The sequence below is a fragment of the Flavobacterium gelidicaeli genome (assembly GCF_013294005.1).
Lineage (GTDB): Bacteria > Bacteroidota > Bacteroidia > Flavobacteriales > Flavobacteriaceae > Flavobacterium.
Genome location: NZ_JABSNK010000008.1, coordinates 57,108 through 82,315 on the forward strand (window position 1 = coordinate 57,108; position 25,208 = coordinate 82,315).

Genomic DNA, 25,208 nt, shown 5'->3' on the forward strand with positions numbered 1-25,208 from the left:
ATAACACTAAATAGCCATAAATTAACTCTTTTAATGTATTTTTACGCTCTTAATTTATTAAGATCAAAGCATGAAAAAAACTACTTTAATTACTTTATTATTAGCTACTCTATTTGTAATAAGTTTTGCTTCATGCAAAAAAAGCAAAAATAAAGACCTAGCTGATTCAGAGCTACTAGAAAACGAAGACCTAAGTAAAACGCCCTTTGACAGTACCTTAGTCGCTTCTTTTTTTAGCAAACATCCTTTATTAAAGAAATACCAAGACGATGTAAAGAGTTTGTATTTAAAACACGAATTTCATTATTTATGGTATGATAAAACGGGTATAAATGAATTTGCAAATGTGCTTTACAACAAAGTAAATAACTTAGCAGAAGAAGGAATTGAAACTATGATTCCGTATAAATCAGAATTTGATTTGATTTACGAACCTCAAAATGATTCTAAAACACCTAATATTGATTCTGAATTGCTAACTACTTCTTTATATTATTTTTATATAGATAAAGTTTATCACGGTTTAGCACCTTCAAAATCAGATGAAATGCAATGGTTTCTACCTCGTGATAAACAGTCGTATGCTGCTTATACAGATTCTTTGATAATTGATCCTTCTTTGATTAAAAAAGACAAAAAAACGTTGTTCAGTCAATATTATTTACTGAAAGACCAACTAAAAAAATACCGCCAAATTGAAAAAAAAGGAGGCTGGGATAGCATCACAATTCCTGCAGGATTTAAAACCTTAAAAATTGGTGACAGTGTACAAGCCATTGCTCAGGTACGCAAAAGATTGTTTCTTGATGGATTTTTAAAAAACGATTCAAAAAGCGGCATTTATGATTCAAATCTGGCTGATGCAGTAGTAAAATTCAAGAAAACACGCGGTATAAATGGCGACAAGCTGCTTTATGGTTCTACAGTTAATTATATGAGTACGCCTGTTACTTCACTTATAAAAACAATTGTAGTAAATATGGAACGCTGTAGATGGGTTTCTAAAGATATAGCAAAGTCTAAAGAATTAATTGCAGTAAACATTCCTGCTTATGAATTGACCTATTTTAAAAATGGCAAAGTCTTAATGAAATCTAATGTGGTAGTAGGTAAGACCCTTAATAAAACTGTTATTTTTAGCGCTCCAATGAAATACATTGTTTTTAGCCCTTATTGGAACCTACCAAGTAGTATCATCAATAAAGAAATAAAACCTGCCATTGAAAGAAATAGCAATTATCTTGCACAACATAACATGGAGTGGAACAACGGTAGAGTACGTCAAAAGCCAGGTCCTAAAAACTCATTAGGGTTAGTTAAATTTTTATTTCCAAATTCGAATGCTATTTACTTGCATGATACGCCTTCTAAATATCTTTTTAGTAGAGAAAAGAGAGCTTTTAGCCATGGTTGTATAAGAGTAGAAAATCCTGCGGAACTTGCTGAAAAAATAATGGAAGAAGACAAAAGCTGGGATGCCGAAAAAATTTACGAAGCAATGCATGCTGGAAAAGAAAAATGGTACACGTTAAAAAATAAAATCCCGGTTTACATAGGTTATTTTACGGCTTGGGTAGATACTGATGGTAATGTAGCTTTTTATGACGATGTTTATAAAAGAGACGAACCTCTAGCTGCTTTATTATTTGAAAAATAATCTTGTGCTTCCAAAACACAGTCCAACACAGTCCATCTAATTTTTATCAGATCGAGCGCCGTAAAACATAATCGCGGTTCTCAACTCCACTCCAACTGACAATAGACTGTTTTATAAATGGTATAGGTATAATCTTAATTTCACCTGATTGACATTAGATTCTATTCTAATAAAAAAGGGCAATTACTATTAATAGTAATTGCCCTTTTTTTTATGCTGTTTCCTTAGTTCGGAATATATTTAGTGTGCTTTTTGTTTTTCAAAAGTCGTGCTTAATGTTTTCTTCATTTTATCAAGTGCTCCTCTAAAAGCTTTCTCGACTGTATCAGCATGCTCAGTAACTACAATAGGTTGTAATTTTGCTGGACGAACTTCAATTAAACAACGTTTATCATTGATTCCAGGTTTAGCACTATTCTCATCTCCTACATGAACTTCTATACGTGTAATTTTATCTTCAAAACGCGCTAAAGCAGTTTCTAATTCAGCAGAAAAGTAAGCTTCTGCTCTTTCGTGTCCTTCTACATTTTTGTCTGTGTTAAATTGTATTTTCATATTATAATGTATTTATGATTGTCTCTCAAAGTTAACGAACAACAATCCAAAAAACGAATGAATTAGTAAAAAATTATGAAATAAAAGAAGCTTATCAACAGTATTTATGGTGTTTTAAACAACTAACTTATTCAGCACCTCTTTATTAGAAACAAAAAACGCTACTCTTTCGAATAGCGTTTTTGGATTATTTATTTTATTTGGGATACAACTGCCCTAGCCCTGATGGAAGCGGCATCCTCTAGTGGCGGGGTTCGCCACTAGAGATAGAGCGTACAGCAGGAAATAGCTCCTAATCCTAATTATTGTACTTTTATTTTAGTTTTGGTAAGGCTTTGAATCCCATGTTGTATAAGGTAAAAGCCTGAATGTCGACGTTTTCTTGAATGCTTGCCGCTACCGATTTTCCTGCGCCGTGACCGGCTTTGACATCGATACGAATCAACGTTGGGTTTGTTCCGGTTTGTTTTTCTTGCAATTCGGCTGCAAACTTGAAACTGTGTGCCGGCACTACTCGATCATCATGATCGCCCGTGGTGACCATTGTCGCGGGATAATGCGTGCCTGCTTTTACGTTTTGAACTGGCGAATAGCCTTTGATGTATTCAAACATTTCTTTACTGTCCTGCGCTGTTCCGTAATCGTACGCCCAACCTGCTCCTGCGGTAAAAGTGTGGTAACGCAACATGTCCATCACGCCCACGGCTGGCAAGGCTACTTTCATCAAATCGGGACGTTGCGTCATGGTGGCGCCTACTAGCAAACCTCCGTTGGACCCACCGCGGATGGCTAGAAAATTGGTCGATGTGTATTTTTGAGCAATTAGATATTCGGCTGCAGCGATGAAGTCATCAAATACGTTTTGTTTTTGCATTTTGGTTCCGGCATCGTGCCATTTTTTACCGTATTCTCCTCCGCCACGTAAGTTAGGAACGGCATAAACACCTCCGTTTTCCATCCAAACGGCATTGGCAATACTGAAACTTGGCGTCAAACTTACATTAAAACCACCGTAACCGTAAAGCATAGTTGGGTTTTTTCCGTTTAGTTTTAATCCTTTTTTATAGGTGATGATCATTGGGATTTTGGTTCCATCCTTTGAGGTATAAAACACTTGTTTGGACTCGTACTCCTCGCTTTTGAAATCGACATTTGGTTTTGAGTATACCGCTGACTTCCCTGCTTTTGGGTCAAAACTATAAATTGTTCCCGGTGTGGTGTAATTGGTAAACGAATAATACAGGGTTTTGTCATTTAGCTTTCCGCCAAAACCACCAGCACTTCCTACCGCTGGCAACTGAATCTCACGAATCATTTTACCAGAGTAATCGTATTGCTGCACGACCGAAACGGCGTCTTTCATATAATTTGCAAAGAAATAACCGCCTCCCGTGGAAGGTGTCAACACATTTTGAGTTTCTGGAATAAAATCGACCCAATTGGCTGGCGAAGGATTACTAAAATCAACAGTTACGATGCGTTTGTTGGGCGCATTTAAATCGGTATTTATGAATAATGTACTGCCTTGCGTTTCCATAACGCTGTTGTCACTATTGAAATTATCGACAATGGTTACAATGGGACTGTCTGGCGTTTTTAGGCTTTTGATGTACAATTCGTTTCCGTAGGTAGAATTGGCTGCCGAGATCACTAAATAAGCATCGTCTTCGGTTACGTAGCCGCCCACATAACGGCGTTTTTGGTCTGCGCCAAAGATAACTTGGTCTTCTTTTTGGGCTGTTCCCAATTTGTGAAAATACAGTTTATGTTGATCGGTTTTGGCAGAAAGTTCACTTCCTTTTGGTTTTTCGTAACTAGAATAGTAAAATCCTTCGTTTCCTCTCCAAGACAGTCCACTGAATTTTACATCGACAATCGTGTCTTCTATAATCTTTTTGGAAACTGCGTCCATGATAATTACTTTTCGCCAGTCGCTTCCTCCTTCGGAAATGGCGTAAGCCACTTTGGAACCGTCTTTGGAGAAATCTAAACCTCCTAGTGATGTGGTTCCATCTTTGGAGAATGTATTTGGATCTAAGAACACTTCTTCTTTGCCTGAAGCGTCTTTTCTATAAACGACGGATTGATTTTGTAGTCCGTTGTTTTTTGAAAAATAGGTAAAGTTTCCTTCTTTGGATGGTGAACCTATTTTTTCGTAGTTCCACAGTTTTTCCATGCGGGCTTTTAGTGCATCGCGAAAAGGAATTTTATCTAGGTAACCGTAAGTTACTTCGTTTTCGGCTTTTACCCAAGTGGCGGTTTCATCAGATCGATCGTCCTCTAGCCAGCGATACGGATCAGAGACCGCGGTATCAAAATAGGTGTCGACTACCGTTCCTTTGTTCGTTACGGGATATTTTATGGGTTCTTGGTTTTGTGCAGTTGCAACTATTGTTGGGAGTATTGCCATTATCAGAATTAATTTTTTCATTAGTCTCTTTTTATTGGTTAGTACAAAAATAAGGAAAAGCATTGGCTTCCTTGATAAAAGAAAAGCGTTAGTAGGATTGGACGCTAAAAGTTGTTTTTTGTTACTTGGTGATGGTGAAAAATGTTACACAGAGAATCGCAAAAATATTTTTACCATTAAGGAACTAAGGGAAATTAAGAAAGAAAACTTAGCGAACCTCTGCTTTTACTTTGTGAATCTTTGCGGAACAAAAGATTACGCAGAGACGCGCAAAAATATTTTTACCATTAAGGAATTAAGGGGAATTAAGAAAAAAACTTAGAGAATCTCTGCTTTTACTTTGTGAATCTTTGCGGAACAAAAAATTTCGCAGAGACACGCGGAGGTTGCGCAGAGAATCGCAAAAATATTTTTACCATTAAGAAATTAAGGGAAATTAAGAAAAAAAACTTAGAGAATCTCTGGGGCAACTTTGTGAATCTTTGCGGAACAAAAAATTACGCAGAGACGCGCAAAAATATTTTCACCATTAAGGAATTAAGGGAAATTAAGAAAAAAAACTTAGAGAATCTTTGGGGCAACTTTGTGAATCTTTGCGGAACAAAAGATTTCGCAGAGACACGCGGAGGTTACTCAGAGACGCGCAAAGTCTGTCTTTAGCATTAAAAAGTAAGCATATAAAAAGCAACCCTTAATGGATCTAAATTCCTTAATGGTTAAAAAAATAAGCTAAAACTGCACTTAAACTTACATGTTTCAAAAAGCTAAGTGCTCAAATCACTTATCACTACACCCACAATTTCCTAAAGCTACTGTCCTTATCATAATCCTTGGCTTGTTTCTCTATGTTAAAATAACGGTGTTTTCTGGGGTCGTTACCTACTCCAGCCAGATAAGCCCAGTTACCCCAATTGCTACACACATCATAATCGATTAATTGCGACTCAAAATAAGCAGCTCCGATGCGCCAATCCATATGGAGTTCATTGCAGAAATAGCTGGCGACATTTTGGCGTCCGCGGTTGCTCATGAAACCCGTTTGTTTTAATTCGAGCATATTGGCATTGATAAAATCCGATTCGGTTGTGCCATTGATCCATTGCTTGAGTGCTTTTTCGTTGGCTGCTTTGGTATTCGGCTTGTCTGGTTTGATTCCTGAATATAAGAAAAACTTGGTCTGGTATTTCTTGAACATGAATCGGAAGAAATCACGCCACAGCAATTCAAAAACCAACCAATAAGTCGATTCATTAGCGCCATTAATGGTTTCATATTTTTTTATTTGATCATAAATCGCTCTTGGCGAAATACAACCATTTGCTAGCCAAGCAGAAAATTTGGACGAATAATCGGCGCCTACCATTCCGTTTCTAGTTTCTTTGTAAACCGATAACTGTTTGGTTTCAAAAAAATAATAATTCAATCGGTTTAAGGCTTCGGTTTCTCCGCCTTTAAACTGGATCGCTGCACGCTTGTCTATTTTGGTCAATTTGAGACCTAACTCCTTTAAAGTTGGCAATTGTAATGGCGGTATTTCAGGAGATGTGATCGCAAGCGGCGCCTCAAAAACAGGTCTGATAGACGCATCTTGCTCGGTTTTTTTTCTAAAAACAGTAAATACATCCGGAATATCTTTGATCGAAAAAGGCAAATCCTCGGCATGATACAACGTACTCGTACTAAAAGTTTCGAGCTCACAACGCAATTTGAACAATGCCTCTTGTACTTTTTTTTCGGTTTGCTTTTCTTCATAGGCTACTTCGCGTTTGGCAAACACTTTTTGAGCTTTGTATTGCGCGACTAGTTTGGGAATTTCCTCTTCGGGCTTTCCTCGAAGAATCAATAAGCCAGAACCTATTTTTCTCAAGTTGGCGTCTAAATCCTGCAATGATTCCAATAAAAATTGTGCCCTGTAACTCCCTGTTTTTTCAAAGCCAAAACTAGTTGTCTCAAAATGAGCCTCATCAAAACAATAGACAGGCAGTAGTTGTTCGCTTTGCGCCACTGCTTTGATCAATGTTTCGTTGTCAAATACCCGTAAATCCGTTTTAAACCAAACTATTGCCGTTTTCATTATAAATTATTTATGTTTTTTAAATAGTAATCTGCTTGTTCTAATAGCGCTACTTTTGCCTCCGGTTGCATTTTCTTCCACAGATTGTACATCATCCCAATGCGCGGATTTTTACCTAATTTATCTTCATGTTTGTCATAGAAATTCCAATACAAACTATTAAAAGGACACGCTTTATCGCCTGTTTTTACAGCTTTTTTGTAATAACAAGAACCACAATAATGGCTCATTTTATCAATATAACTGGCCGAACTTACATAGGGTTTTGTGCCTACAATTCCACCATCGGCAAACTGGCTCATGCCTAAGGTATTGGTGATTTCGACCCATTCAATAGCGTCCATGTACACGCCCAAATACCAGGCTCCCACTTCGTCTGGATGCACGCCCGCCAAAAGCGCAAAGTTGCCCGTAATCATCAATCGCTGAATGTGGTGCGCATAACCGTAATTTAAAGTTTGTTGAATGGCGTCTTTCAGGCAGTTCATTTTGGTGTTTCCTGTCCAATACCAATCGGGTAATTTTCCTTGATGGTCTAGAAAATTTAAGTTGGCATATTCAGGCATTTTTAACCAATAAATCCCACGCATGTACTCGCGCCAACCAATAATCTGACGCACAAAACCCTCTAATTGATTGTACTGAATTTCATCTGGTCGTCGCTGCCACTCGGCGATAGCTTTGTCAATTACTTCTTGTGGCGAAATCATTTTAATATTCATCGAAAAAGAAATCCTTGAGTGATACAACGACCATTCATTAGGCATCATCGCATCTTGGTAACTCCCAAATAAAGGCAAACAATGCGTCATAAAATAATCTACTAACTCTAACGACTGCGTTCTATTGATGGGCCAAACAAAATGCGCTGCATCTACATTTCCAATAGTTTTGATACTAGCTTTCTCAATTTCGCTAGCAATTAGAGTCAGATCATTATCAAAAACCAAAGGCGCTGTAGGTTTGTGATTTTTCGGCAATTTTTTACGGTTTTCTGCATCATAATTCCACTGCCCGTTAATGGGGTTTGCCCCTTCCATCAAAACGTTGTGTTTTTTACGCATGGAACGGTAAAAATTCTCCATGATAAAGGTTTTTTTACCTTCAAAAAAATCAGCTAATTCGGTTCTTGTAGTAAAAAAATGTTCAGAATCAACTGCATCGCTCGTAATGGAAACCGACTGATACAAACTCTTTACCATCTGGTCTACTCGAAATTCATCTGGCAATTGGTATTCAAAATGAGTGAACTGCTGTTCGTCAATCAAACTAGTTATGTTTTTATCAAATGCTTGCTTGTTAGTTGGATCGTTCAGTTTAAAATAAATAACGTTGTGATTTTTGGCTTGTAATTCTTTGGCGAAAGCCTGCATTGCTGCAAAAAAACCAATAACCTTCTGGATGTGATGTGTAGCATAATCGGTTTCGGTACGGATTTCCATCAACACATAGGTCACCGAACTATCGCTGGTTTGAAACCAAGAATGGTTGCTATTGAGCTGATCTCCTAAAATCAATCGTAATGTTTTTTTCATTTTATTTATTCATTCGGCATTTATCACTGCAATATTTTACCTCATCCCAGACTTTCTCCCATTTTTTACGCCAGCTAAATGGCCGCTGACAAATAACACAAACTTTGGAGGGCAAATCTTGTTTTTTAACGTTTTTCATTTTCAAAATTAAGTCGGTTTCTTTTCCATTCTATTCCTACCGAAGATCCTTCGGCTATAAAAACAGCTTCGGGTTTTGTTGTATTTAAAACCGAAAAAGCATCGCCGTACATTGCTGTAAAATCGCAATCCATTTTATAATCCAACACTTGATTGGCCAACCAGGAAGGATGTTGTAATTTGTATTCTTCGGTATTATTCTGATCCACTTGGGTATAACCGTAATAATGTTCAAAAATGAATTTTTCTAGACCATCCTTTTTCATCGGCTTGGATGCGGTGGATGCTTCTACATAAATACTATTCCACTTATTGTTTAAAAGCCATCCGAAATGTACTTTTTTACTATTGCCGTCACTCGTAATTTCATGTTTGGTAGGCACCACGGTATAATGTTCCTTATATAATTTATTCGCCATCCAAGCCACAATAGGATACGGAATTGTTTCATTGATAAAAACAACTCCTCGCTTTAAGGTGTTTCCCTCTTTTCGAATCACATAAAAACGCAGGTTAATTTCTTCAAAAGTCCCAAAATACGGAATCGGAATATTGAAAAGCTTTGTATTCTTGAACATAAAACCCACCAAACTCACATAGGCTTTACCTTCATACAAATCCAGTTCCACTCCTTTGGGCAAAAACGGAAGCAGTATGGCAGGATCAATTTCATAATTAGCCATGATGATGTTTTCCCAGTTTGCTTTTAAAAAAAGTGTCATTATGATTTCGTTTTTTTAGTTCGTCGATTCGGATTGGAAACGTGTTTATTTAAGATGCGTTTACCTTCCTCTTTTACTTCGTCTTTTTTGCGAAAGCTCCACACCACATCACTGGCATACTTTCTAGTTTCTTCAATATTGACAACAGGCTCAGGATAATCCTTCCCTATTTCGCAATTGTAAAATTGTTGTTCAATGGGATTTAGTTTCCAAGGTTCATGTATTAAATTCACTGGAATTTCGGCCAATTCAGGCACCCATTGTTTGATGAAAACTGCTTCAGGATCATGATCTTCGGAGTTTTTTATGGGACTATAAATCCGGATGGTGTTAATGCCCGTGGTTCCTGATTGCATTTGGATTTGCGGATAATGAATTCCGGGTTCATAATCTAAAAATTGTCTGGCTAGAAAATGCAATTCCCGCCAATCTTGCCATAAATTAAAGGTGAAAAAAGACACTACCATTGCACGCATCCTGAAATTGATATAACCTGTTGCTACCAAACAGCGCATGCAAGCATCAACAATAGGCACACCCGTTTGTCCTTGTTGCCATGCTTTGATGTAGGTTTCATTTTTTGGTTTAACCAAAGTGTCGTAGGCTCGATTTACATTTTCGAACTCCATGCGGCACTCGTCTTCAAATTTTTGTATAAAATGGCAATGCCAATGCAATCTTGAAACAAAATTGAGGATGGCGCGCTTGTTTTTGGATCCTTCGTAATGCTGATTGGTGTACTGATAGATCATTCGCATACTAATGTTTCCATACGCCAGATAAGGTGACAACCTACTGCATCCTTTTCTGCTCAAAGCAGGCTTAGAAATATGCTTACTGTAATTAACATAACGCTCTTTTACAAAACTATCCAAGTAGCGCCAAGCGAGATTTTCGCCTCCTTTTTGGAAATTTTTATTTGGGTTTGTAATATCTATTGATAATGGTTGTCCTTTTATAGAATTATAAAATACCTCGTCTAATTGTACTAAATTAAAATCTTTTACGGCACTCATTTTAGGTTCGGCACGCATGACATCTTCCCATCGTTTGTCCCAATGTTGTCTTGATTTTAATTTCCGGATGACACCGTGCATTTGCGATTCTTTCCAGTCGATTTTATTTTTTATAAAAAAATCATGCATTGCTATGTCCCGATCAAAAGTCACTTTGTTCCCAATTTCTTGGTGCGAGAATACCGTTTTTATATCGTACTTTTTTAGTAGTTCCTCAAAAACAGTTTGTACTTCATTATGAAAATAATAGAAGGTTCCGTTGATCTCATTTAATTTGGTTTGCAGATCCTGAATCGACTCATAAATAAACCGCCAATGACGCACATCTGCATCATCATAATCCATAACTGTTGGTTCAAAACAATAAACAAATAACAAAGGCAAACCCGAATTTTGCGCAGCAAACAAGGCTTCGTTATCTACAAATCGTAAATCACGTTTGAACCACACAATATTTACAGCTGGTTTACTCACCGTTTTGTTTTTTTTGTTTAACCTTTATTAATTAAAGTTAAACAAATATACAAAACTTAATTTAAATAGAGAATGTTATTGTAAACAGATACAGCTTAAGTAAAGTTATTTTACAGAGATGTGCGGAGTTTATGCAGAGATTTTTTTAAACCATTAAGAAATTAAGGGACATTAAGAAAAAAACTTAGAGAATCTCTGGGGCAACTTTGTGAATCTTTGCGGAACAAAAGATTACACAGAGACACGCGGAACTTGCAAAGACAATCGCAAAAATATTTTTACCATTAAGAAATTTAGGGAAATTAAGAAAAAAAGTAGTGATTCTCTACTTTTACTTTGTGACTCTTTGCGGAACAAACATTTAGAAAAAAATTAGTAAAACTCTGTGTAAGCTATAACCACAAAAAAACCATTAAGTCATTCAGAATAGTAAGCGCAACACTTAATGAATCTAAATTTCTTAATGGTTTGTAAAAAGTAAACGACTTGTTTGCTATAGCCCTATAAGTTAAAGTTTACCCCTAGCACTATATTTCGTCCTATATTTTGGATTCCATCTGATTTTAGTCTTGATAAATGGGCGATGTATTTTTTATCAAAAATGTTATTTCCGTTAAGGTTGACGTCAAAAGCTGTTTTACCCAATTTTACAGTTCCACCAAGACCTAAATTCACCAAAGTGTATCCGTTTGATTTGGTTTCAAAACCGCTTACATTAGCTTGATTGAATGTAGAGCTTACATTAAAAGTAGCAAAACCAGATTCTAACCAATCTTTAATTTTAAATTCACCTCGTAATGTATTATTCCAATTGTTTGCTGGGATTAAAGGCAAATAATCGCCGTTGTCTTTTTTACCAGTAACCGTTTCAAAAGCTGTTTCGTAATGCAACCAATCCAATGGATGTGGGTGAAAATGCAGTCCTATTTCCCCTCCATATAATTTAGCATTGCTTTGAATGTAATTATACACATCGTTATCGTCTAAAACAATTCCCGTAGGCGATGTGTAAATATAATTGTTGATGTGATTGTAAAAACCATTAACAAAAAACTCAATATGATCTGCTTTGTATTCTAAGTTTAGATCGGTTTGTACGTTTTGCTCCGTTTTCAGATCCGAATTTCCTATTTCATAACGATTGGTTCCTTCGTGAACACCATTTGAGGTCAGCTCGGCCAAGTTTGGCGCTCTAAAACCAGACGCAAGATTCAATCGCATCGTGAAATTATCAGCCAAATTAGTTTTGTATCCTAACGACGCATTAAAACTATCATATGATTTATCAATAGCTTTAAAGTAGCCTTCATCGCCTAAGGTTCCGTGCTCAATACTCGATACTTGACGATTATCAAAACGCAAACCCGCTTGCAATGCACTGTTGTTTCCCCATTCATAATTGGCCGTTCCAAAAACCCCAAAGTCATTGGTAGTGGCATCTGGAATTAAATATTCTTCTCCAGAGTTGGCATTTGTTTGATGCATTCCTTGAATTCCAATAATCGATTCTAGTTTCCCCATTTTAGGCAAATGGTATTTGGCATCGTAATTAAAGGTTTTTAATTTCATTTGTAAACCTGCTACATTGCTATCTTCAAACTCAGATCGATCGTTAGTCACATACCCTAAATCAACATCTAGTTTGGAGTTTTTTAAATATATAATGGAATTCAAACTCAATAAATGACTAAAAACACCTTGTCTAGGAAAACCAGTATTTTTGCTAGTCGATTGCTCCGCTATTCCATCTTCAGGAAGCCCCAAGTCTAATTTGTTAAAATTATATCGAAGTACCGAAGAAAACTTGGCATTACTGTAGCCAATTCCTGTTTTAAAATCGGTTTCATTGTAGCGAGTATTCGTTACGCGATCTCCTCCAGAAATACGATAATCAGAATGCGTATTGTAACTCCCGCGCGCTAGGAATTTCCAATTTTCTGTTGATGTTTTTAACCCAAGTGAGGAATTGCTTCCTAGCGTATTTGAGAAGAACTTTTGGCTAAAATTAGCTTTAAACGTATTGGCGTCAGCAAATTTCTCTGGGTTGAAATATAAAACTCCACCAAGAGCATCAGAACCGTACAGCAACGAAGCTGGCCCTTTTATAACCTCAACGCTTTCTACACCGGCATCATTTAAGCCTAAACCATGTTCGTCACCAAACTGTTGGTTTTCCATACGAACCCCTTGTGAATACACCAAAACGCGGTTACCGCTTAATCCACGAATTACGGGTTTCCCAATTGATGTTCCCGTTGAAACTTGCGAAACTCCAGGAATCGTGGCTAAACCTTCAATAAGTGTCGAAGTCCCTTTTTGTTGCAATTCTTTGATGGTTTCGTGCTCTACCTTCATCACGTTTTGCGATTGAATTTTATTGAAAGCAGTAGAAACAATCACCTCATCCATTTGAAAAGCAGACTCTTCTAATGTTATATTGAGCGTATTCTCTTTATTTACTTTCTGAATGGTTTTATTTTGAGTTGCAAAACCTACAAATGTGAAGCTTATTTTGACATCACCGTTAGGCAAATTCGAAAGAGTGTATTTTCCGTTTTCATCTGTAGTAGTTCCTTTGTGCAATTCAGAGGCATAGACGGACACTCCTTTAATAGGTTGGTTTGCTAAATTTAAAACGGTACCTGTAACTGTATTTTGTGCCTGGAGCACAGCCGAAAATCCTAAAATCAGGATTAGTATGTATTTTTTCATCAGGAATGATTCTGTTACTTAGCTAAACGATTTACTAAGCGAGATTGTTTAATTTTTTAAAAAAATAAAAGTGAAACAAAAACAAACAGGAATAAACTTCCAAACAATGCAATAACAAAGAATTACAACCCTTTTCACGGATGTAATTACTCAATTAATGCTGTGCTTGATTTATAAATTGTTTTATTTATATTCCAAAGGCTAATTAAGCAATAGAGTTGGGAGGTCCGCGATGAGAATATAAGCTTCCAGAAAATAAAACATCTTTTTTAGAAGCAGAAAAAAAATAAGGAATTAGTTTGTAATTCGTATAGACTTTATACGTAAAAACTTCAGGAGAAACATAACTTCCAAAGGAGAAATGACACACCGTACATTGCTCAAAGGCATGATGCTGATGGGTAATTTCAGTATGGGTAACATTGTATTTATGATGGCATTCTGTTTGTGCAAATTGCTCCACAAAATGGACATAGGTATGAAGCGATTGAAAAAATATTGAGAACAATACGGTCATCGCTAAAGAGAAACTTATTAAGAGCTGTTTCTTTTTCATACGAGACAAAGGTAACAAAACGACAAAAGAAAACCATCTAAAATAACAAAACCTAGATTTTATTATTTTAGATGGTTCTTATATTTAGTATAAAATACTATTATACTAACTTGGCTGCAACTAAGTATTCAGCAATTTGAATGGTATTAGTAGCCGCTCCTTTACGCAAGTTATCAGCAACAATCCACATGTTTAATGTATTGGGTTGACTCTCGTCACGACGAATTCTACCCACAAATACATCATCTTTACCTTGTGCATATATTGGCATAGGATACGTATAAGTATCATTATTATCTTGAACTACCACACCATCAGTATGGTGTAAAATATTTCTAATATCCGAAACTACAAAGTCATTTTTAAATTCGACATTTACAGCTTCACTATGACCTCCTACAATAGGCACACGCACGGCAGTAGCAGTAACAGCTATTGTTTTGTCATCAAGAATTTTTTGAGTTTCGCGAACTAATTTCATTTCTTCTTTAGTGTATCCGTTTTCTTCAAATGAATCACATTGAGGAATCGCATTTCTATGAATTGGGTATTTATACGCCATTTCGCCTTGCTTTCCAGCATATTCATTTTCTAATTGCTCGACTGCTTTTACTCCTGTTCCAGTAATTGATTGGTAAGTAGAAACAATGACACGCTTAATATTGTATTTTTTATGCAAAGGTGCTAATACCAATACCATCTGGATAGTAGAACAGTTGGGATTAGCAATAATTTTGTCTTCTTTAGTTAATGAAGAGGCATTAATTTCAGGTACGATTAGTTTTTTTGTAGGGTCCATTCTCCAAGCAGAAGAGTTGTCTATCACTGTTGTTCCAGCTGCAGCAAACTTTGGAGCCCACTCTAATGAAGTATCACCGCCTGCAGAAAATAAAGCAATATCTGGTTGCATTGCAACAGCTGTAGCTAAACCTACCACACTATAGTTTTTACCATTAAAGGCAATTTCCTTACCTACGGATCTTTCTGAAGCAACAAGAATCAATTCATCAGCAGCCGACACAAAATTCCTTTCTGCTAATACTTGTAACATAACCTCTCCAACCATACCGGTTGCACCTACAACTGCTATTTTCATTTCTATATTTTTATAATTGAATATTAAATTTGAATTACAAAAGTAAGTAATAAAGAAATCAAAACAAGATGCTTCACAAAAAATAACAAAATGTTACAAATAAAACAAAGACAATAAAAAGCCCCGTCAATGACAAGGCTTTTTAAAGTTATATACAAATTTATTTTTTCAATAAATCTCTAATTTGTATCAATAGCTCTTCTTGCGTAGGGCCAGCTGGTGCTGCAGGAGCTGCTGCTTCTTTCTTTTTACTTTTCTCAGCTGCTCTTAAAATTACGAATACAAAAAATGCAATAATTACAAAATTAATAATCGCTTGCACTAGGTTACCGTATGTCATCACAGCTGCTCCAGCTTCTTTTGCTGCATCAAGGTTAGCATAGCTCTCACCGTTTAAAGCGATAAACTTAGTCGTAAAGTCTACTCCTCCTGTTAATAAACCAATAACTGGCATAATAATATCATCAACGGCTGAACCGATCACTTTACTAAAGGCACCACCAATTACTACAGCAGTTGCTAAACTTAACACATCACCTTTCATTAATGATGCTTTAAAATCACTGAAAAATCCCATACTTTTTATTTTTTAGGTTTAATTATTATTTTCTTATTAAACGAAATTAAGATTTTTTTAACATAATACCCAATTTTGCCGTTGTTAATCACTAATTAACGATAAAAAACACGTTTTACCCGTTGTGATATGCTCGTTAAAATTTCATACGGTATAGTATTAAGCTTTTTTGCAATGTAAGATACTGTGGGCTTTTCGCCAAAAATAATCACTGAATCTCCCTCTGTGCAGTCAATTTCCGTTACATCAACCATTAACATATCCATGCAAATACTCCCTAAAATTTTAGCCTTTTTGTCTTTAATATTTACAAAACCTACTCCATTACCCCAGCCTCTCGATATTCCGTCAGCGTATCCTATAGGAATAGTTGCTACGCGGGTTAGTTTATCAGCCATGAATCTTCGACCATAACCTACGCTTTCTCCGGCTCCTATGGTTCTTATTTGAGAAATAACCGACTTCAATGTTCCTACATTTTCCAGAAACTTTTGCTCTGACGGATCATTTGACACTCCATACAACCCAATCCCTAATCGTACCATATTGTATTGCGCATCTGGATAATTGCTTATTCCAGAGGTGTTCAAAATGTGTCTAATAGGGTTGATATTTAAAGCGGCGACAATCTTAGAAGATAGTTTTTCGAAAATACTTATTTGAGAAATCGTGAATTCACGGTGAACTAAATCATCACTAGTTGCTAAATGGGAAAGAATACTTTGCACTTTTACAGTCTCATTACCTTTTAAAGTAGCAATAAGTTCATCCAAAGCCTCTTCCTCAAAACCCAAACGGTGCATTCCTGTATCTAACTTTATATGTATAGGAAAAGATTTTAAGTTCTTCTGTTTTGCAATTTTCAAAAAGGCGTGTAATCCTTTTAAGCAATATATTTCTGGCTCTAACTGGTGCTGAATAATCGCTGCAAAACTAGTATTCTCTGGATTCAATACCATAATAGGTAAATGTATACCGCCATTTTTTAACGAAATACCTTCATCGGCGAAAGCCACACCTAAATAATCTACTTTATGATGCTCAAGCAAATTTGCAATTTCGAGTCCGCCATTCCCGTAACCAAAAGCTTTGACCATAACCATAATTTTCACGTCAGGTTTCAGTTTAGATTTAAAGAAATTCAAGTTGTAACTTATGGCATTCAAATTTATTTCTAATACCGTTTCATGGGTTTTCTCTTCTAGCAGGTAAACAATTTCTTCAAATTGAAAAGAACGGGCTCCTTTAACCAAAATAGTCTCGTTAGCAAAATCTAAACTTTCGAAATTAGCAATAAAATCAGCCGTATCCTTGAAAGTAATGCAATTTTCGAACTTATCTTTAAAATCCGAAATTGTTTCTCCAATACCAATTACTCTGTTGATATTGTTCGAAATAATCAATCGTGCCACTCTAGAGTACAACTCCTCATTAGACAAACCACTTTGAAAAATATCCGATAGAATAACCGTTTTCTGCTGGAATTGCTTTTGACTTTCTAAAAAATCCAAAGCAATTTTTAAAGATTGAAAGTCCGAACTATAACTATCATCAATGATCGTACAATTATTAATACCATCTTTAACTTTCAATCGCATTTCTACAGGAAAAAGCAGTAACATTCTAGACTGAATAACAGCATTATCATATTTCAAATACAATAAAACCATCAAGCAGGAAATAGCATTTTCTATTGAAGCTTTGTCTTGAAACGGAATCTTAAATTGATATTCTTTGCCATTATAACGGTAATGAAGTAGCGTATTTTGGTCTTCGGTTTCTTTTTTAAATACAAAAACAGCTGCAGTTTCTTCTTTAAAACTCCATGAAAATACTTTTATATTGGGATTGATAAAAGGATCTACTACTTTATTTTTTTGATAAATTAATACCTCAGCATTTTTAAAAAAAAGTAATTTTTCTTGAATTTTTTGTTCCAAATTTTCAAAGCCTTCATCGTGAGAAGAACCAATGTTTGTCAAAAGACCAATTGTGGGCTGGATCACTTGCTCTAAGCGAGTCATTTCACTAACGGTCGAAATTCCAGCTTCAAAGATCCCTAAGTTGTGCTTTTCATTAATAGCCACCACCGATAGCGGTACACCTACTTGTGAATTGTAACTTTTAGGACTGCGAATAACATTAAAATCAGGGCTTAATAAAAAATTTAACCATTCTTTTACAATTGTTTTTCCGTTGCTACCTGTTAATCCTATTACAGGAAAATGAAACTGACTGCGGTAATAACCAGCAAATTCTTGAAGTGCGGTAAGCGTATTTTTTACTACTAAAAAATTAGCTTTGTCCTCATAACCTTCCGGAATATAAGTCACCACAAAGTTTTGAACACCGGTGCTAATTAAGTCACTTATATAACTGTGCGCATCATTATTGGGACCTACCAAGGCAAAAAACAAGGTGTGTGAACTATTTTGTAAGGAGCGACTATCAATCGATATGGTTTCAATTTCTAAATTTAACTGGGTTCCTAACCATTTTGCTTGAACCACAGGAACAATACTTTTTAAGGCTATACTCATTGTAAGAAGACGTAATTACTTTACTATTAAGAATTTTAAATTTAATAAGGAACAAGCAAAGTGCATTACCCCCAATCATTTTCAAAAATACTACTTCTTTTTTAAAACCTAACATTATACCATTTCTATTATGATACTGCTCAATTGTAAAGTTGGATTTACTTACTTGTTAGCAGGTTTTAGTATTGCAAAGAGTATTTTAGTATATTTGTTTGTGTAACCAATGTATGAAATCTTGAAAAAAATTCTTCCGCTAATCTCTTATATTTTCCATCCGATATTTATTGCTTTGTATGCGACGCTATTTTACCTTTTTTCGAATAATTCGTATTTTATAAATCAAGAAAAGATATTTATTTTATTACAAATTGCTATTATCACGGTCTTAGTACCCATACTGTTTTCGTTTGTATTGCGCTCTACCGGCAAAATAAGCTCGTACATGATTCCGTCAATATCAGAGCGAAAAATACCCTTGGTAATTCATGTTTTTTTAATCATTTTATTAGTTCGTAGAACAATCACCCTAGAACATTATCCTGAATTACACTTTTTCTTTTTAGGGGCATTAATGAGTACTTTGATTGCACTTTTATTACTTTTTGTAAAAACAAAAGCCAGTTTACACATGATGGGTATAAGCGGACTTACCATTTTTGTAATAGGGCTAAGTCTACACGACCAACACCCATATACCTATTTGATAGCAGCGCTTATTTTAATGAATGGTGTTGTAGCCTCATCACGATTAGTAATGAAGGCACATAACCTAAAAGAGCTAATTTTGGGTACCTTAATAGGTGCGATACCTCAAATGCTTTTATTGTATTTGTGGTTATAAAATATAGAAAACTAGTCCAATATTTAAGGCTTTCATATCAATGTTTTTATCTGCTATACTAGCCGATTTAAACATCGAATTCAAACCATAATACGCATAAACATTTACCGTATTGTACCCAACCGAAGCATAAACACCGTATAGAAATTTATTAAAATCCTTATTTCCTTTAATTATGTTTTTTCCAGAACTATCATTGAGTAACGATCTATCATTGAGCAAATAACTAAATTTCACACCACCATATATACGCCAGAACTTGTGACTCTCATACGTTGATGTCCTCCATCTAAACTCAATAGGAACATCTACTAAAAATTGTGAGAATTTGTTTTTGTTATAGTCCGAATCAATAATAGCGTAAACAGCATCTTGATTTGTCCCTGTTATAGCTAAATTTTGAATATAATTATTATAGGTAAATCCAAGTCCCGTAGCAATGGCAATTGTTCTGTCTTTTTTAATAGGCATGTCTCTCAAAAAACCCATCGAAAACCCTGTAGAAAATTTATCCTGAGAAAACCCTGAAGGTTTTGATTGCAAAGTATTATAGGTAAAACTAAAAAAGAATTGATCCTCTCTATATAAAGAGTCAATTTTAATCAATGTCGCTTCATTAATAGTTTCTTGCTCTTGTGAATACATCTTGATACCCGAAAGCAGCAAAAAGCTTAGTACTATTAATTTAGTAAAACAGTAAGTAGTAATGGATTTTTTCATCGAATAGAATAAATTGAATGCTATGGCATTACAAAGATAGGACAATTACTAAGTTTCAAAGTTACATTAAATAGTAAAACAAAAAAATGCTCCCTTTGCAGGAAGCATTCGTTTATTTTGCAGAGAGGATGGGATTCGAACCCACGATGCAGTTACCCACATACTAGCTTTCCAGGCTAGCTCTTTCAACCACTCAGACACCTCTCTAGTTGGGATTGCAAATAACACTAAAAAAATGAGTTATAGCAACAAAATTTAAGTATATTTTTTATCACTTCCCATTTTATTTTTCAGACCAATAACTTAAAGTATTTTTCTAAAAGCGGCAATAAATAAATTTATCGCTTTTTTTTGGTATTCATTATTCAGTGTTAGAATATAAGAAATTCGCTCTGTAGCAACTCCCTCCAGTTTAACTGCTTTAATATTATGCCATCCGCTTAATGCCATTTCAGTAACTACAGTAGCCCATTCGCTGTTTTCTATAATTTGTAACAAAGGATGAATAGCATTTAATTCAATCGGAATTTTAGGTTTCATATTATTTTTCTCGAATAAATTGTCAAGAAACTCCCTAGAATTAAATCCTTGCGAAGGAAGAATCAGCGGAATATCTTCTAACTTTTTGAACGGAATTTGCGTTAACGCGGCTAACGGATTTGTTTTGGCTACAGCCATAACCAACTCAGAGGTAAACAACGGAATTTTTCTAATCCTCGAATCAATTTCATTGGCTGAAATTACCAATACTAAATCCAACTCATTGCTGATTAATTTTTGCTCCAACGGTTCAGTAGCGCCATATTCTACTATTATTTTTAATTTAGGATAGCTTTTAGCAAAAGTTTGCACTACTGGCAACACTAATAGACCAAAAATATAGGTTACTCCTATTCGCAGTTCTCCGCCTATTAATGCGTTTAAATCTTCTATAGCTTGTTTTCCTGATTGTACATCTCCTACGATCTGTTGCGCGTGTTTTAGGAAAAGAGTTCCTGCCTCGGTAAGTTGTATTTTTTTTCCAGTCCTAAGAAACAAAGGCATTCCTAGCTCTTCCTCTAGTTTTTTTATTTGTTGCGAAAGCGCTGATTGCGTAACAAAACATAGTTCGGCTGCTTTAGTAAAATGCAAAACTTCGGCAGTTTTTATAAAATAATTGAGTTGCTGGATTTCCATAATAATAAGTTTAACTACTTGTTATCAGTAAAATTATTAATTTTTCTAATGAATTCAAAATACCGAAATTTGTAGTAAATAAAATCAGTTATGTTTAAAGCACTCAAATCACGAAATTTCAAACTGTTCTTTTACGGACAATCCGTTTCGGTTATTGGAACTTGGTTGCAAAAAACAGCCGTAAGTTGGATGGTATATAGCATTACAGGATCAGTATTTTTATTAGGCTTAGCAACATTTTTAAGCATGATTCCTTCTTTATTTTTGGCTCCAATAGCCGGGAGTATAATTGGTCGCTATAATAGACATCGCAGTATGATGATCTTGCAATCATTAGCTATGTTGCAAGCGGGAGCACTCGCTTTATTGATCTATTTTAAAGTCTACAACATTACTTTTATTCTAGGATTAAGTTTTATTCAGGGAGTTATCAATGCTTTTGACATGACGTGCCGCCAGACAATGATGGTCGATATCGTAGATAATAAAGATGACTTACCAAATGCTGTAGCCTTAAACTCTACCTTGACAAATTTTGCCAGAATTTCTGGACCTGCATTAGCCGGTATCATTCTACATAATTACGGCGAAGACATTTGCTTTATAGGTAATTTTTTAAGCTACATTCCTGTTTTAATATCGTTATCTTTAATGAAAATTAAAAAGGAAGCAAAAGCAACTAATAAACTCCAACTGCTGGATGATTTCATAGAAGGATTAGACTACGTTAAAAAAGAAGGAGAAATGGCAAAGATGTTATTGATGCTCACCTGCAGTAGTTTGTTTGTAATTTCTTTCAACACATTGATGCCTGTTTTTGCAAAAGACATTTTTAATGGAAATGCACAAACATTTAGTTGGTTTGAAAGTGCAGCAGGAATTGGAGCCATAATCTCAGCTATCTATCTTGCTAATATAAAATCAGTAGAGAACATCAATAAAGTAATGATTGGCGCCAGTGTAATACTAGGTTTTAGTATTTTAGTAATTGCCATATCGAGCAATATCATAATTACTTTGCTGTGCATGATTTTAAGTGGCATTGGGATGATGGGGCAAACATCCTCAATAAACATTTACATACAGACTAAAAGCAGCTCAAAAATGCGTTCCCGAAGCATTAGTTACTACATGATGGCTTTTCAGGGAATGATTCCAGTGGGAAGTCTAATAATAGGGTATTTATCCCATCGTATAGGAACAAGAAATACGGTGGCTATTCAAGGAATAATTTGTTTGATATCAGTTGTAGTTTATCTTTATTATGAAAACCAAAAAAAAAACCAGCAAGCAAAATACATGTCCGGTTCATTATAAAGTTAATCCCTAAAAAACATTTTAGATTATTAAAGAGAAATTTCGCCACGTAGTGACGTTTCAAAAACAGCTTTAAAATTCGTTGGTGCAATATCATGACCCAAGAGATACATTAATTTAGTAATTGCAGCTTCGGTAGTAATGTCTTTACCTGAAATTACCCCTATTTCTTTCAATACCGTACTGGTTTCATATTGTCCCATGTTCACACTTCCGCCAGAGCATTGCGTTACATTAATGATATGTAAACCGTCTAAAATTGCTTTTCGCATCAGCGTTAAAAACCAATCCTCAGTAGGCGCATTTCCTGAACCATAAGTTTCAAGAACAATTCCTTTTAGGTTTTTTATCGAAAGTATTGCTGACAACACCGCTTCACTCATTCCTGGAAACATCTTGATAATAGCTACATTAGTATCCATTTTTTTATGAACCTTGAAAGCGGCATTACCTACAAGCGGCAAGAACAATACAGGATTCAGTTTTAAATGCACACCTGACTCTACTAATTCAGGATAATTGGGAGAAGTAAATGCTCTAAAATGTTCTGCATTTATTTTAGTTGTACGGTTCCCTCGGTATAATTTATATTCAAAATACAAACAAACTTCAGATATCACGGGACGACCGACTTCTAACAAAGAAGCAATTTGAATGGCAGTTATTAAATTTTCTTTAGCATCAGTACGCAAATCACCTATTGGCAACTGTGAACCTGTAAAAACAACTGGTTTTGCTAAATTCTCTAACATGAAACTCAATGCTGATGCCGAGTACGACATAGTATCTGAGCCATGTAAAACCACAAACCCATCAAAGGAAGTGTAATTATCCTCAATAACAGCAGCAATATTGTACCATTGCTCAGGATTCATGTTAGACGAATCAATAGGATCCTCAAAAGAATAGGTTTCAATTGCGCAATCTAGTTGCTTCAATTCGGGAATTTTTTGCAAAAGCTTATTAAAATTAAACGCTTTTAAAGCGCCTGTTTCAAAATCCTTGCTCATCCCGATGGTTCCACCAGTATATATTAAAAGGATTCTAGCTTTTTGACTCATCTTTATATTTCAATTTATTAAAAACGGGATTAGCGTACATATCCAATATTCCTTGTAAGGCAACTGGATTCTCTGCATCTATTCGCATTTCAAGTCTGCGCTCAAAAAGTGATTTTTCGTTTTCAGTGTATAAATGAGCAAATTCATTTGTTTTATTTACAATATCGTATGCGATATAATTTGTAGGCCACAGCTTGTAATTTTTCAAAATAGAATGATCAATTACTTGTGCCAAAGCTTGTATTTGCTTGTTAGCATTATCAAACTCCCCTTTAATTTCGTCTAATTCTTTATCTAAAACATCACCTACGTGAATGTGAATTTTTTTCTTTTGACCTAAAATTCCGCTCAACAGCGTCATGAAATCTTCATTTTTCTCTTTAACGTACACTTCATTTTTAGACTCAGCCATTAATTGCGGAATCTTCAAAACATCTGTTGGATCATATTCGTAAGAAATCGAAACGGGAACAACTTTGATTTTTTTAAAATAATCCATCAAATTAGCTTCATCAGAACCCATAGCAAGCATTTTTAAAACACCTGGATTGGTTGCATCATCACCATCTTTAGTTCTTCCTTCACGCTGCGCAATCCATACAGAACGCGTTTCATGCTGGATTAGATGTCCAATATATTCTGACAATAATTTTGAACTCCCTAACATTTCTCTTGGCGATAAGCCTCTTTGAACCAAGAAATTTCGGTTCATTTTAGCTAATGTATTCAAGAAATCCTTTTTCACTAGGTTATCTCCAATTGCGGAAGCCGTCATTATCAATCCTTTTTCGAAAAGACAAACATTTAATAATGTAGTATCGAGTACAATATCTCTATGGTTAGAGACAAATAGGTAGGCTTCGTTTTTCTCTAGTTTTTCAAAACCAGAAGTCGTTAACCCTTCAGAACTTTTTTCTAGAACTCTCTGAATTGTATAATAGATAAAATTACATTGAAAATCACGAATAGAATGCGTTTTTCTAAGCTGCTCTTTCCAAACCTCATCAGCAGTATCAGGAAATGTAAAGTTCATCATCGCCTTCATCATGGGATGATTGATCACATTTAAAATGGCCTGATTAATCTCAGAATCATAAAATGGCCTAATAGCGTCAAATTTTTGCATTTTGGTTATTTTAGGTGGCAAATGAACAAAAAAAATATCAATTTATAATGAAATGCATATTTAAATACCAAAAATTACTTTGGAATTTTCCGTAGTAACATTCGCAATTTCTTCTTCTGAAACTTCATATACCGCGGCTAGTTTTGCAACAATATTTTTCAAGTAACTACTTTCGTTTCTTTTTCCTCTAAAAGGAATTGGTGCTAAGTAAGGAGAATCAGTTTCTAAAACAATATGTTTCAACGCTATCGTACTGAGAAACTGATCTATTTTTCCATTTTTAAAAGTAACTACGCCTCCTATTCCCAATTTCATATTATACGAAATGGCTTGAAGCGCTTGCTCATAAGTTCCAGTGAAGCAATGAAAAATACCAAATAAATCAGGTCCTTTTTCTTCTTCTAAAATTTCAAAAACTTCATCAAAAGCATCCCGACAATGAATAACAATTGGCAATTTATATTGTTTTGCTAACTTGATTTGTTCTCTAAAAACAATTTGTTGCTCTTTTAAATGCGTTTTATCCCAGTACAAATCAATCCCAATTTCTCCTATTGCATAGAATTTACGATTAGACAATGCCTCTTTTACATGATTTAACTCCTCAATATAATTCTCTTTTACATACGTAGGATGTAAACCCATCATTAAAAATACGTGCTCAGGATTATTGGCTTCTAAATCATACATTGCCTTAGTGTAGGAAGAGTCAATCGCTGGAATAAAAAAGCGGCTCACACCTGCATCAAGTGCTCTTTGAATCATTTCGGTACGATCTTGATCAAATTCTTCTGAGTATAAATGGGTATGCGTATCGGTTAATATCATTTTTATTTCTAATGGTAAGGTTTGAATATACAAAATTGCAAAGATTTTTAAAAATTAACCGCAAAAGACTTAAAAGT

General features: G+C 35.2%; 20 protein-coding genes and 1 tRNA gene. 3 read left to right on the plus strand and 18 right to left on the minus strand.

The genetic code is table 11. From position 1 onward, the window contains the following. Nucleotides 1-70: 70 nt before the first annotated feature. Nucleotides 71-1,657: a L,D-transpeptidase family protein gene (locus tag HNP99_RS12670; RefSeq protein WP_173853753.1), complete on the plus strand. Its 1,587-nt coding sequence runs from the start codon at nucleotides 71-73 to the stop codon at nucleotides 1,655-1,657. Nucleotides 1,658-1,897: 240 nt separating this feature from the next. Here the strand turns inward: HNP99_RS12670 and HNP99_RS12675 are convergent, their stop codons facing one another. From HNP99_RS12675 to HNP99_RS12730, 12 genes are all read right to left on the minus strand, one after another. Then, complete coding sequence (locus HNP99_RS12675; protein WP_173853754.1) at nucleotides 1,898-2,212, minus strand: HPF/RaiA family ribosome-associated protein; 315 nt, start codon at nucleotides 2,210-2,212, stop codon at nucleotides 1,898-1,900. A 313-nt stretch (nucleotides 2,213-2,525) separates the two neighbouring features. After that, nucleotides 2,526-4,622, minus strand: a complete 2,097-nt coding sequence (locus HNP99_RS12680; protein WP_371810472.1) for a prolyl oligopeptidase family serine peptidase — start codon at nucleotides 4,620-4,622, stop codon at nucleotides 2,526-2,528. Between the two features lie 787 nt (nucleotides 4,623-5,409). Continuing rightward, entirely contained in the window at nucleotides 5,410-6,696 is a 1,287-nt protein-coding gene (locus tag HNP99_RS12685; RefSeq protein WP_173853756.1) for a DASH family cryptochrome, read from the minus strand. After that, a complete protein-coding gene (locus tag HNP99_RS12690; RefSeq protein ID WP_173853757.1) occupies nucleotides 6,696-8,231 on the minus strand; it encodes a cryptochrome/photolyase family protein in 1,536 nt (511 codons plus the stop codon). The genes HNP99_RS12685 and HNP99_RS12690 overlap by 1 nt, the downstream gene beginning before the upstream one ends. Before the next feature lies 1 nt (nucleotide 8,232). Beyond that, a complete protein-coding gene (locus HNP99_RS12695) occupies nucleotides 8,233-8,370 on the minus strand; it encodes a DUF2256 domain-containing protein (RefSeq protein ID WP_173853758.1) in 138 nt (45 codons plus the stop codon). Beyond that, a complete protein-coding gene (locus HNP99_RS12700) occupies nucleotides 8,357-9,091 on the minus strand; it encodes a YqjF family protein (RefSeq protein ID WP_173853759.1) in 735 nt (244 codons plus the stop codon). Before HNP99_RS12700 ends, HNP99_RS12695 begins: the two co-directional genes overlap by 14 nt. Further along, nucleotides 9,091-10,581, minus strand: a complete 1,491-nt coding sequence (locus HNP99_RS12705) for a cryptochrome/deoxyribodipyrimidine photo-lyase family protein (protein WP_173853760.1) — start codon at nucleotides 10,579-10,581, stop codon at nucleotides 9,091-9,093. Before HNP99_RS12705 ends, HNP99_RS12700 begins: the two co-directional genes overlap by 1 nt. A gap of 501 nt (nucleotides 10,582-11,082) precedes the next feature. After that, nucleotides 11,083-13,293 carry a TonB-dependent receptor gene (locus HNP99_RS12710; protein ID WP_173853761.1) on the minus strand — a complete coding sequence of 737 codons (2,211 nt, stop codon included), beginning with the start codon at nucleotides 13,291-13,293 and terminating at the stop codon, nucleotides 11,083-11,085. Between the two features lie 205 nt (nucleotides 13,294-13,498). Continuing rightward, nucleotides 13,499-13,849, minus strand: a complete 351-nt coding sequence (locus HNP99_RS12715; RefSeq protein WP_173853762.1) for a hypothetical protein — start codon at nucleotides 13,847-13,849, stop codon at nucleotides 13,499-13,501. A 100-nt stretch (nucleotides 13,850-13,949) separates the two neighbouring features. Then, a complete protein-coding gene (locus HNP99_RS12720) occupies nucleotides 13,950-14,945 on the minus strand; it encodes an aspartate-semialdehyde dehydrogenase (RefSeq protein WP_173853763.1) in 996 nt (331 codons plus the stop codon). Between the two features lie 160 nt (nucleotides 14,946-15,105). Continuing rightward, nucleotides 15,106-15,522, minus strand: a complete 417-nt coding sequence (gene mscL / locus HNP99_RS12725) for a large conductance mechanosensitive channel protein MscL (RefSeq protein ID WP_173853764.1) — start codon at nucleotides 15,520-15,522, stop codon at nucleotides 15,106-15,108. A gap of 95 nt (nucleotides 15,523-15,617) precedes the next feature. Further along, nucleotides 15,618-18,062, minus strand: coding sequence for a bifunctional UDP-N-acetylmuramoyl-tripeptide:D-alanyl-D-alanine ligase/alanine racemase (locus HNP99_RS12730; protein ID WP_173853765.1), 2,445 nt, complete (start codon nucleotides 18,060-18,062; stop codon nucleotides 15,618-15,620). Between the two features lie 235 nt (nucleotides 18,063-18,297). On the opposite strand from HNP99_RS12730, the gene HNP99_RS12735 reads away from it, so the two are divergent. Beyond that, nucleotides 18,298-18,903, plus strand: coding sequence for a hypothetical protein (locus tag HNP99_RS12735; protein WP_173853766.1), 606 nt, complete (start codon nucleotides 18,298-18,300; stop codon nucleotides 18,901-18,903). Here HNP99_RS12735 and HNP99_RS12740 read toward each other — a convergent pair. From HNP99_RS12740 to HNP99_RS12750, 3 genes are all read right to left on the minus strand, one after another. Further along, entirely contained in the window at nucleotides 18,898-19,623 is a 726-nt protein-coding gene (locus HNP99_RS12740) for a porin family protein (RefSeq protein WP_173853767.1), read from the minus strand. The two genes, HNP99_RS12735 and HNP99_RS12740, sit on opposite strands and share 6 nt — an antisense overlap. Before the next feature lie 120 nt (nucleotides 19,624-19,743). Continuing rightward, nucleotides 19,744-19,830 (minus strand) — tRNA-Ser (locus HNP99_RS12745). Between the two features lie 96 nt (nucleotides 19,831-19,926). Further along, nucleotides 19,927-20,799, minus strand: coding sequence for a LysR substrate-binding domain-containing protein (locus HNP99_RS12750; RefSeq protein WP_173853768.1), 873 nt, complete (start codon nucleotides 20,797-20,799; stop codon nucleotides 19,927-19,929). Nucleotides 20,800-20,889: 90 nt separating this feature from the next. Here HNP99_RS12750 and HNP99_RS12755 point away from each other — a divergent pair, with 90 nt between their 5' ends. Further along, entirely contained in the window at nucleotides 20,890-22,116 is a 1,227-nt protein-coding gene (locus HNP99_RS12755) for an MFS transporter (RefSeq protein WP_173853769.1), read from the plus strand. Nucleotides 22,117-22,145: 29 nt separating this feature from the next. On the opposite strand, the gene HNP99_RS12760 is transcribed toward HNP99_RS12755, so the two are convergent. Genes HNP99_RS12760 through HNP99_RS12770 form a run of 3 tightly spaced genes read right to left on the minus strand, consistent with a single transcriptional unit; the run spans nucleotide 22,146 to nucleotide 25,131 of the window. Beyond that, a complete protein-coding gene (locus HNP99_RS12760) occupies nucleotides 22,146-23,177 on the minus strand; it encodes an asparaginase (protein ID WP_173853770.1) in 1,032 nt (343 codons plus the stop codon). Next, nucleotides 23,161-24,303, minus strand: a complete 1,143-nt coding sequence (locus HNP99_RS12765; protein WP_173853771.1) for a 1-acyl-sn-glycerol-3-phosphate acyltransferase — start codon at nucleotides 24,301-24,303, stop codon at nucleotides 23,161-23,163. Before HNP99_RS12765 ends, HNP99_RS12760 begins: the two co-directional genes overlap by 17 nt. Nucleotides 24,304-24,363: 60 nt before the next feature. Next, nucleotides 24,364-25,131, minus strand: coding sequence for a TatD family hydrolase (locus HNP99_RS12770; RefSeq protein ID WP_173853772.1), 768 nt, complete (start codon nucleotides 25,129-25,131; stop codon nucleotides 24,364-24,366). Nucleotides 25,132-25,208 lie beyond the last annotated feature (77 nt).

Excerpts from the sequence above, each read along its gene's own strand:
- mscL (WP_173853764.1), bottom strand. The coding sequence starts at position 15,522 with ATGGGATTTTTCAGTGATTTTAAAGCATCATTAATGAAAGGTGATGTG.
- HNP99_RS12765 (WP_173853771.1), bottom strand. The coding sequence starts at position 24,303 with ATGCAAAAATTTGACGCTATTAGGCCATTTTATGATTCTGAGATTAAT.
- HNP99_RS12690 (WP_173853757.1), bottom strand. The coding sequence starts at position 8,231 with ATGAAAAAAACATTACGATTGATTTTAGGAGATCAGCTCAATAGCAAC.
- HNP99_RS12685 (WP_173853756.1), bottom strand. The coding sequence starts at position 6,696 with ATGAAAACGGCAATAGTTTGGTTTAAAACGGATTTACGGGTATTTGAC.
- HNP99_RS12730 (WP_173853765.1), bottom strand. The coding sequence starts at position 18,062 with ATGAGTATAGCCTTAAAAAGTATTGTTCCTGTGGTTCAAGCAAAATGG.
- HNP99_RS12750 (WP_173853768.1), bottom strand. The coding sequence starts at position 20,799 with ATGGAAATCCAGCAACTCAATTATTTTATAAAAACTGCCGAAGTTTTG.
- HNP99_RS12740 (WP_173853767.1), bottom strand. The coding sequence starts at position 19,623 with ATGAAAAAATCCATTACTACTTACTGTTTTACTAAATTAATAGTACTA.
- HNP99_RS12770 (WP_173853772.1), bottom strand. The coding sequence starts at position 25,131 with ATGATATTAACCGATACGCATACCCATTTATACTCAGAAGAATTTGAT.
- HNP99_RS12715 (WP_173853762.1), bottom strand. The coding sequence starts at position 13,849 with ATGAAAAAGAAACAGCTCTTAATAAGTTTCTCTTTAGCGATGACCGTA.
- HNP99_RS12700 (WP_173853759.1), bottom strand. The coding sequence starts at position 9,091 with ATGACACTTTTTTTAAAAGCAAACTGGGAAAACATCATCATGGCTAAT.
- HNP99_RS12675 (WP_173853754.1), bottom strand. The coding sequence starts at position 2,212 with ATGAAAATACAATTTAACACAGACAAAAATGTAGAAGGACACGAAAGA.
- HNP99_RS12695 (WP_173853758.1), bottom strand. The coding sequence starts at position 8,370 with ATGAAAAACGTTAAAAAACAAGATTTGCCCTCCAAAGTTTGTGTTATT.
- HNP99_RS12720 (WP_173853763.1), bottom strand. The coding sequence starts at position 14,945 with ATGAAAATAGCAGTTGTAGGTGCAACCGGTATGGTTGGAGAGGTTATG.
- HNP99_RS12760 (WP_173853770.1), bottom strand. The coding sequence starts at position 23,177 with ATGAGTCAAAAAGCTAGAATCCTTTTAATATATACTGGTGGAACCATC.
- HNP99_RS12670 (WP_173853753.1), top strand. The coding sequence starts at position 71 with ATGAAAAAAACTACTTTAATTACTTTATTATTAGCTACTCTATTTGTA.
- HNP99_RS12680 (WP_371810472.1), bottom strand. The coding sequence starts at position 4,622 with ATGGCAATACTCCCAACAATAGTTGCAACTGCACAAAACCAAGAACCC.
- HNP99_RS12710 (WP_173853761.1), bottom strand. The coding sequence starts at position 13,293 with ATGAAAAAATACATACTAATCCTGATTTTAGGATTTTCGGCTGTGCTC.
- HNP99_RS12755 (WP_173853769.1), top strand. The coding sequence starts at position 20,890 with ATGTTTAAAGCACTCAAATCACGAAATTTCAAACTGTTCTTTTACGGA.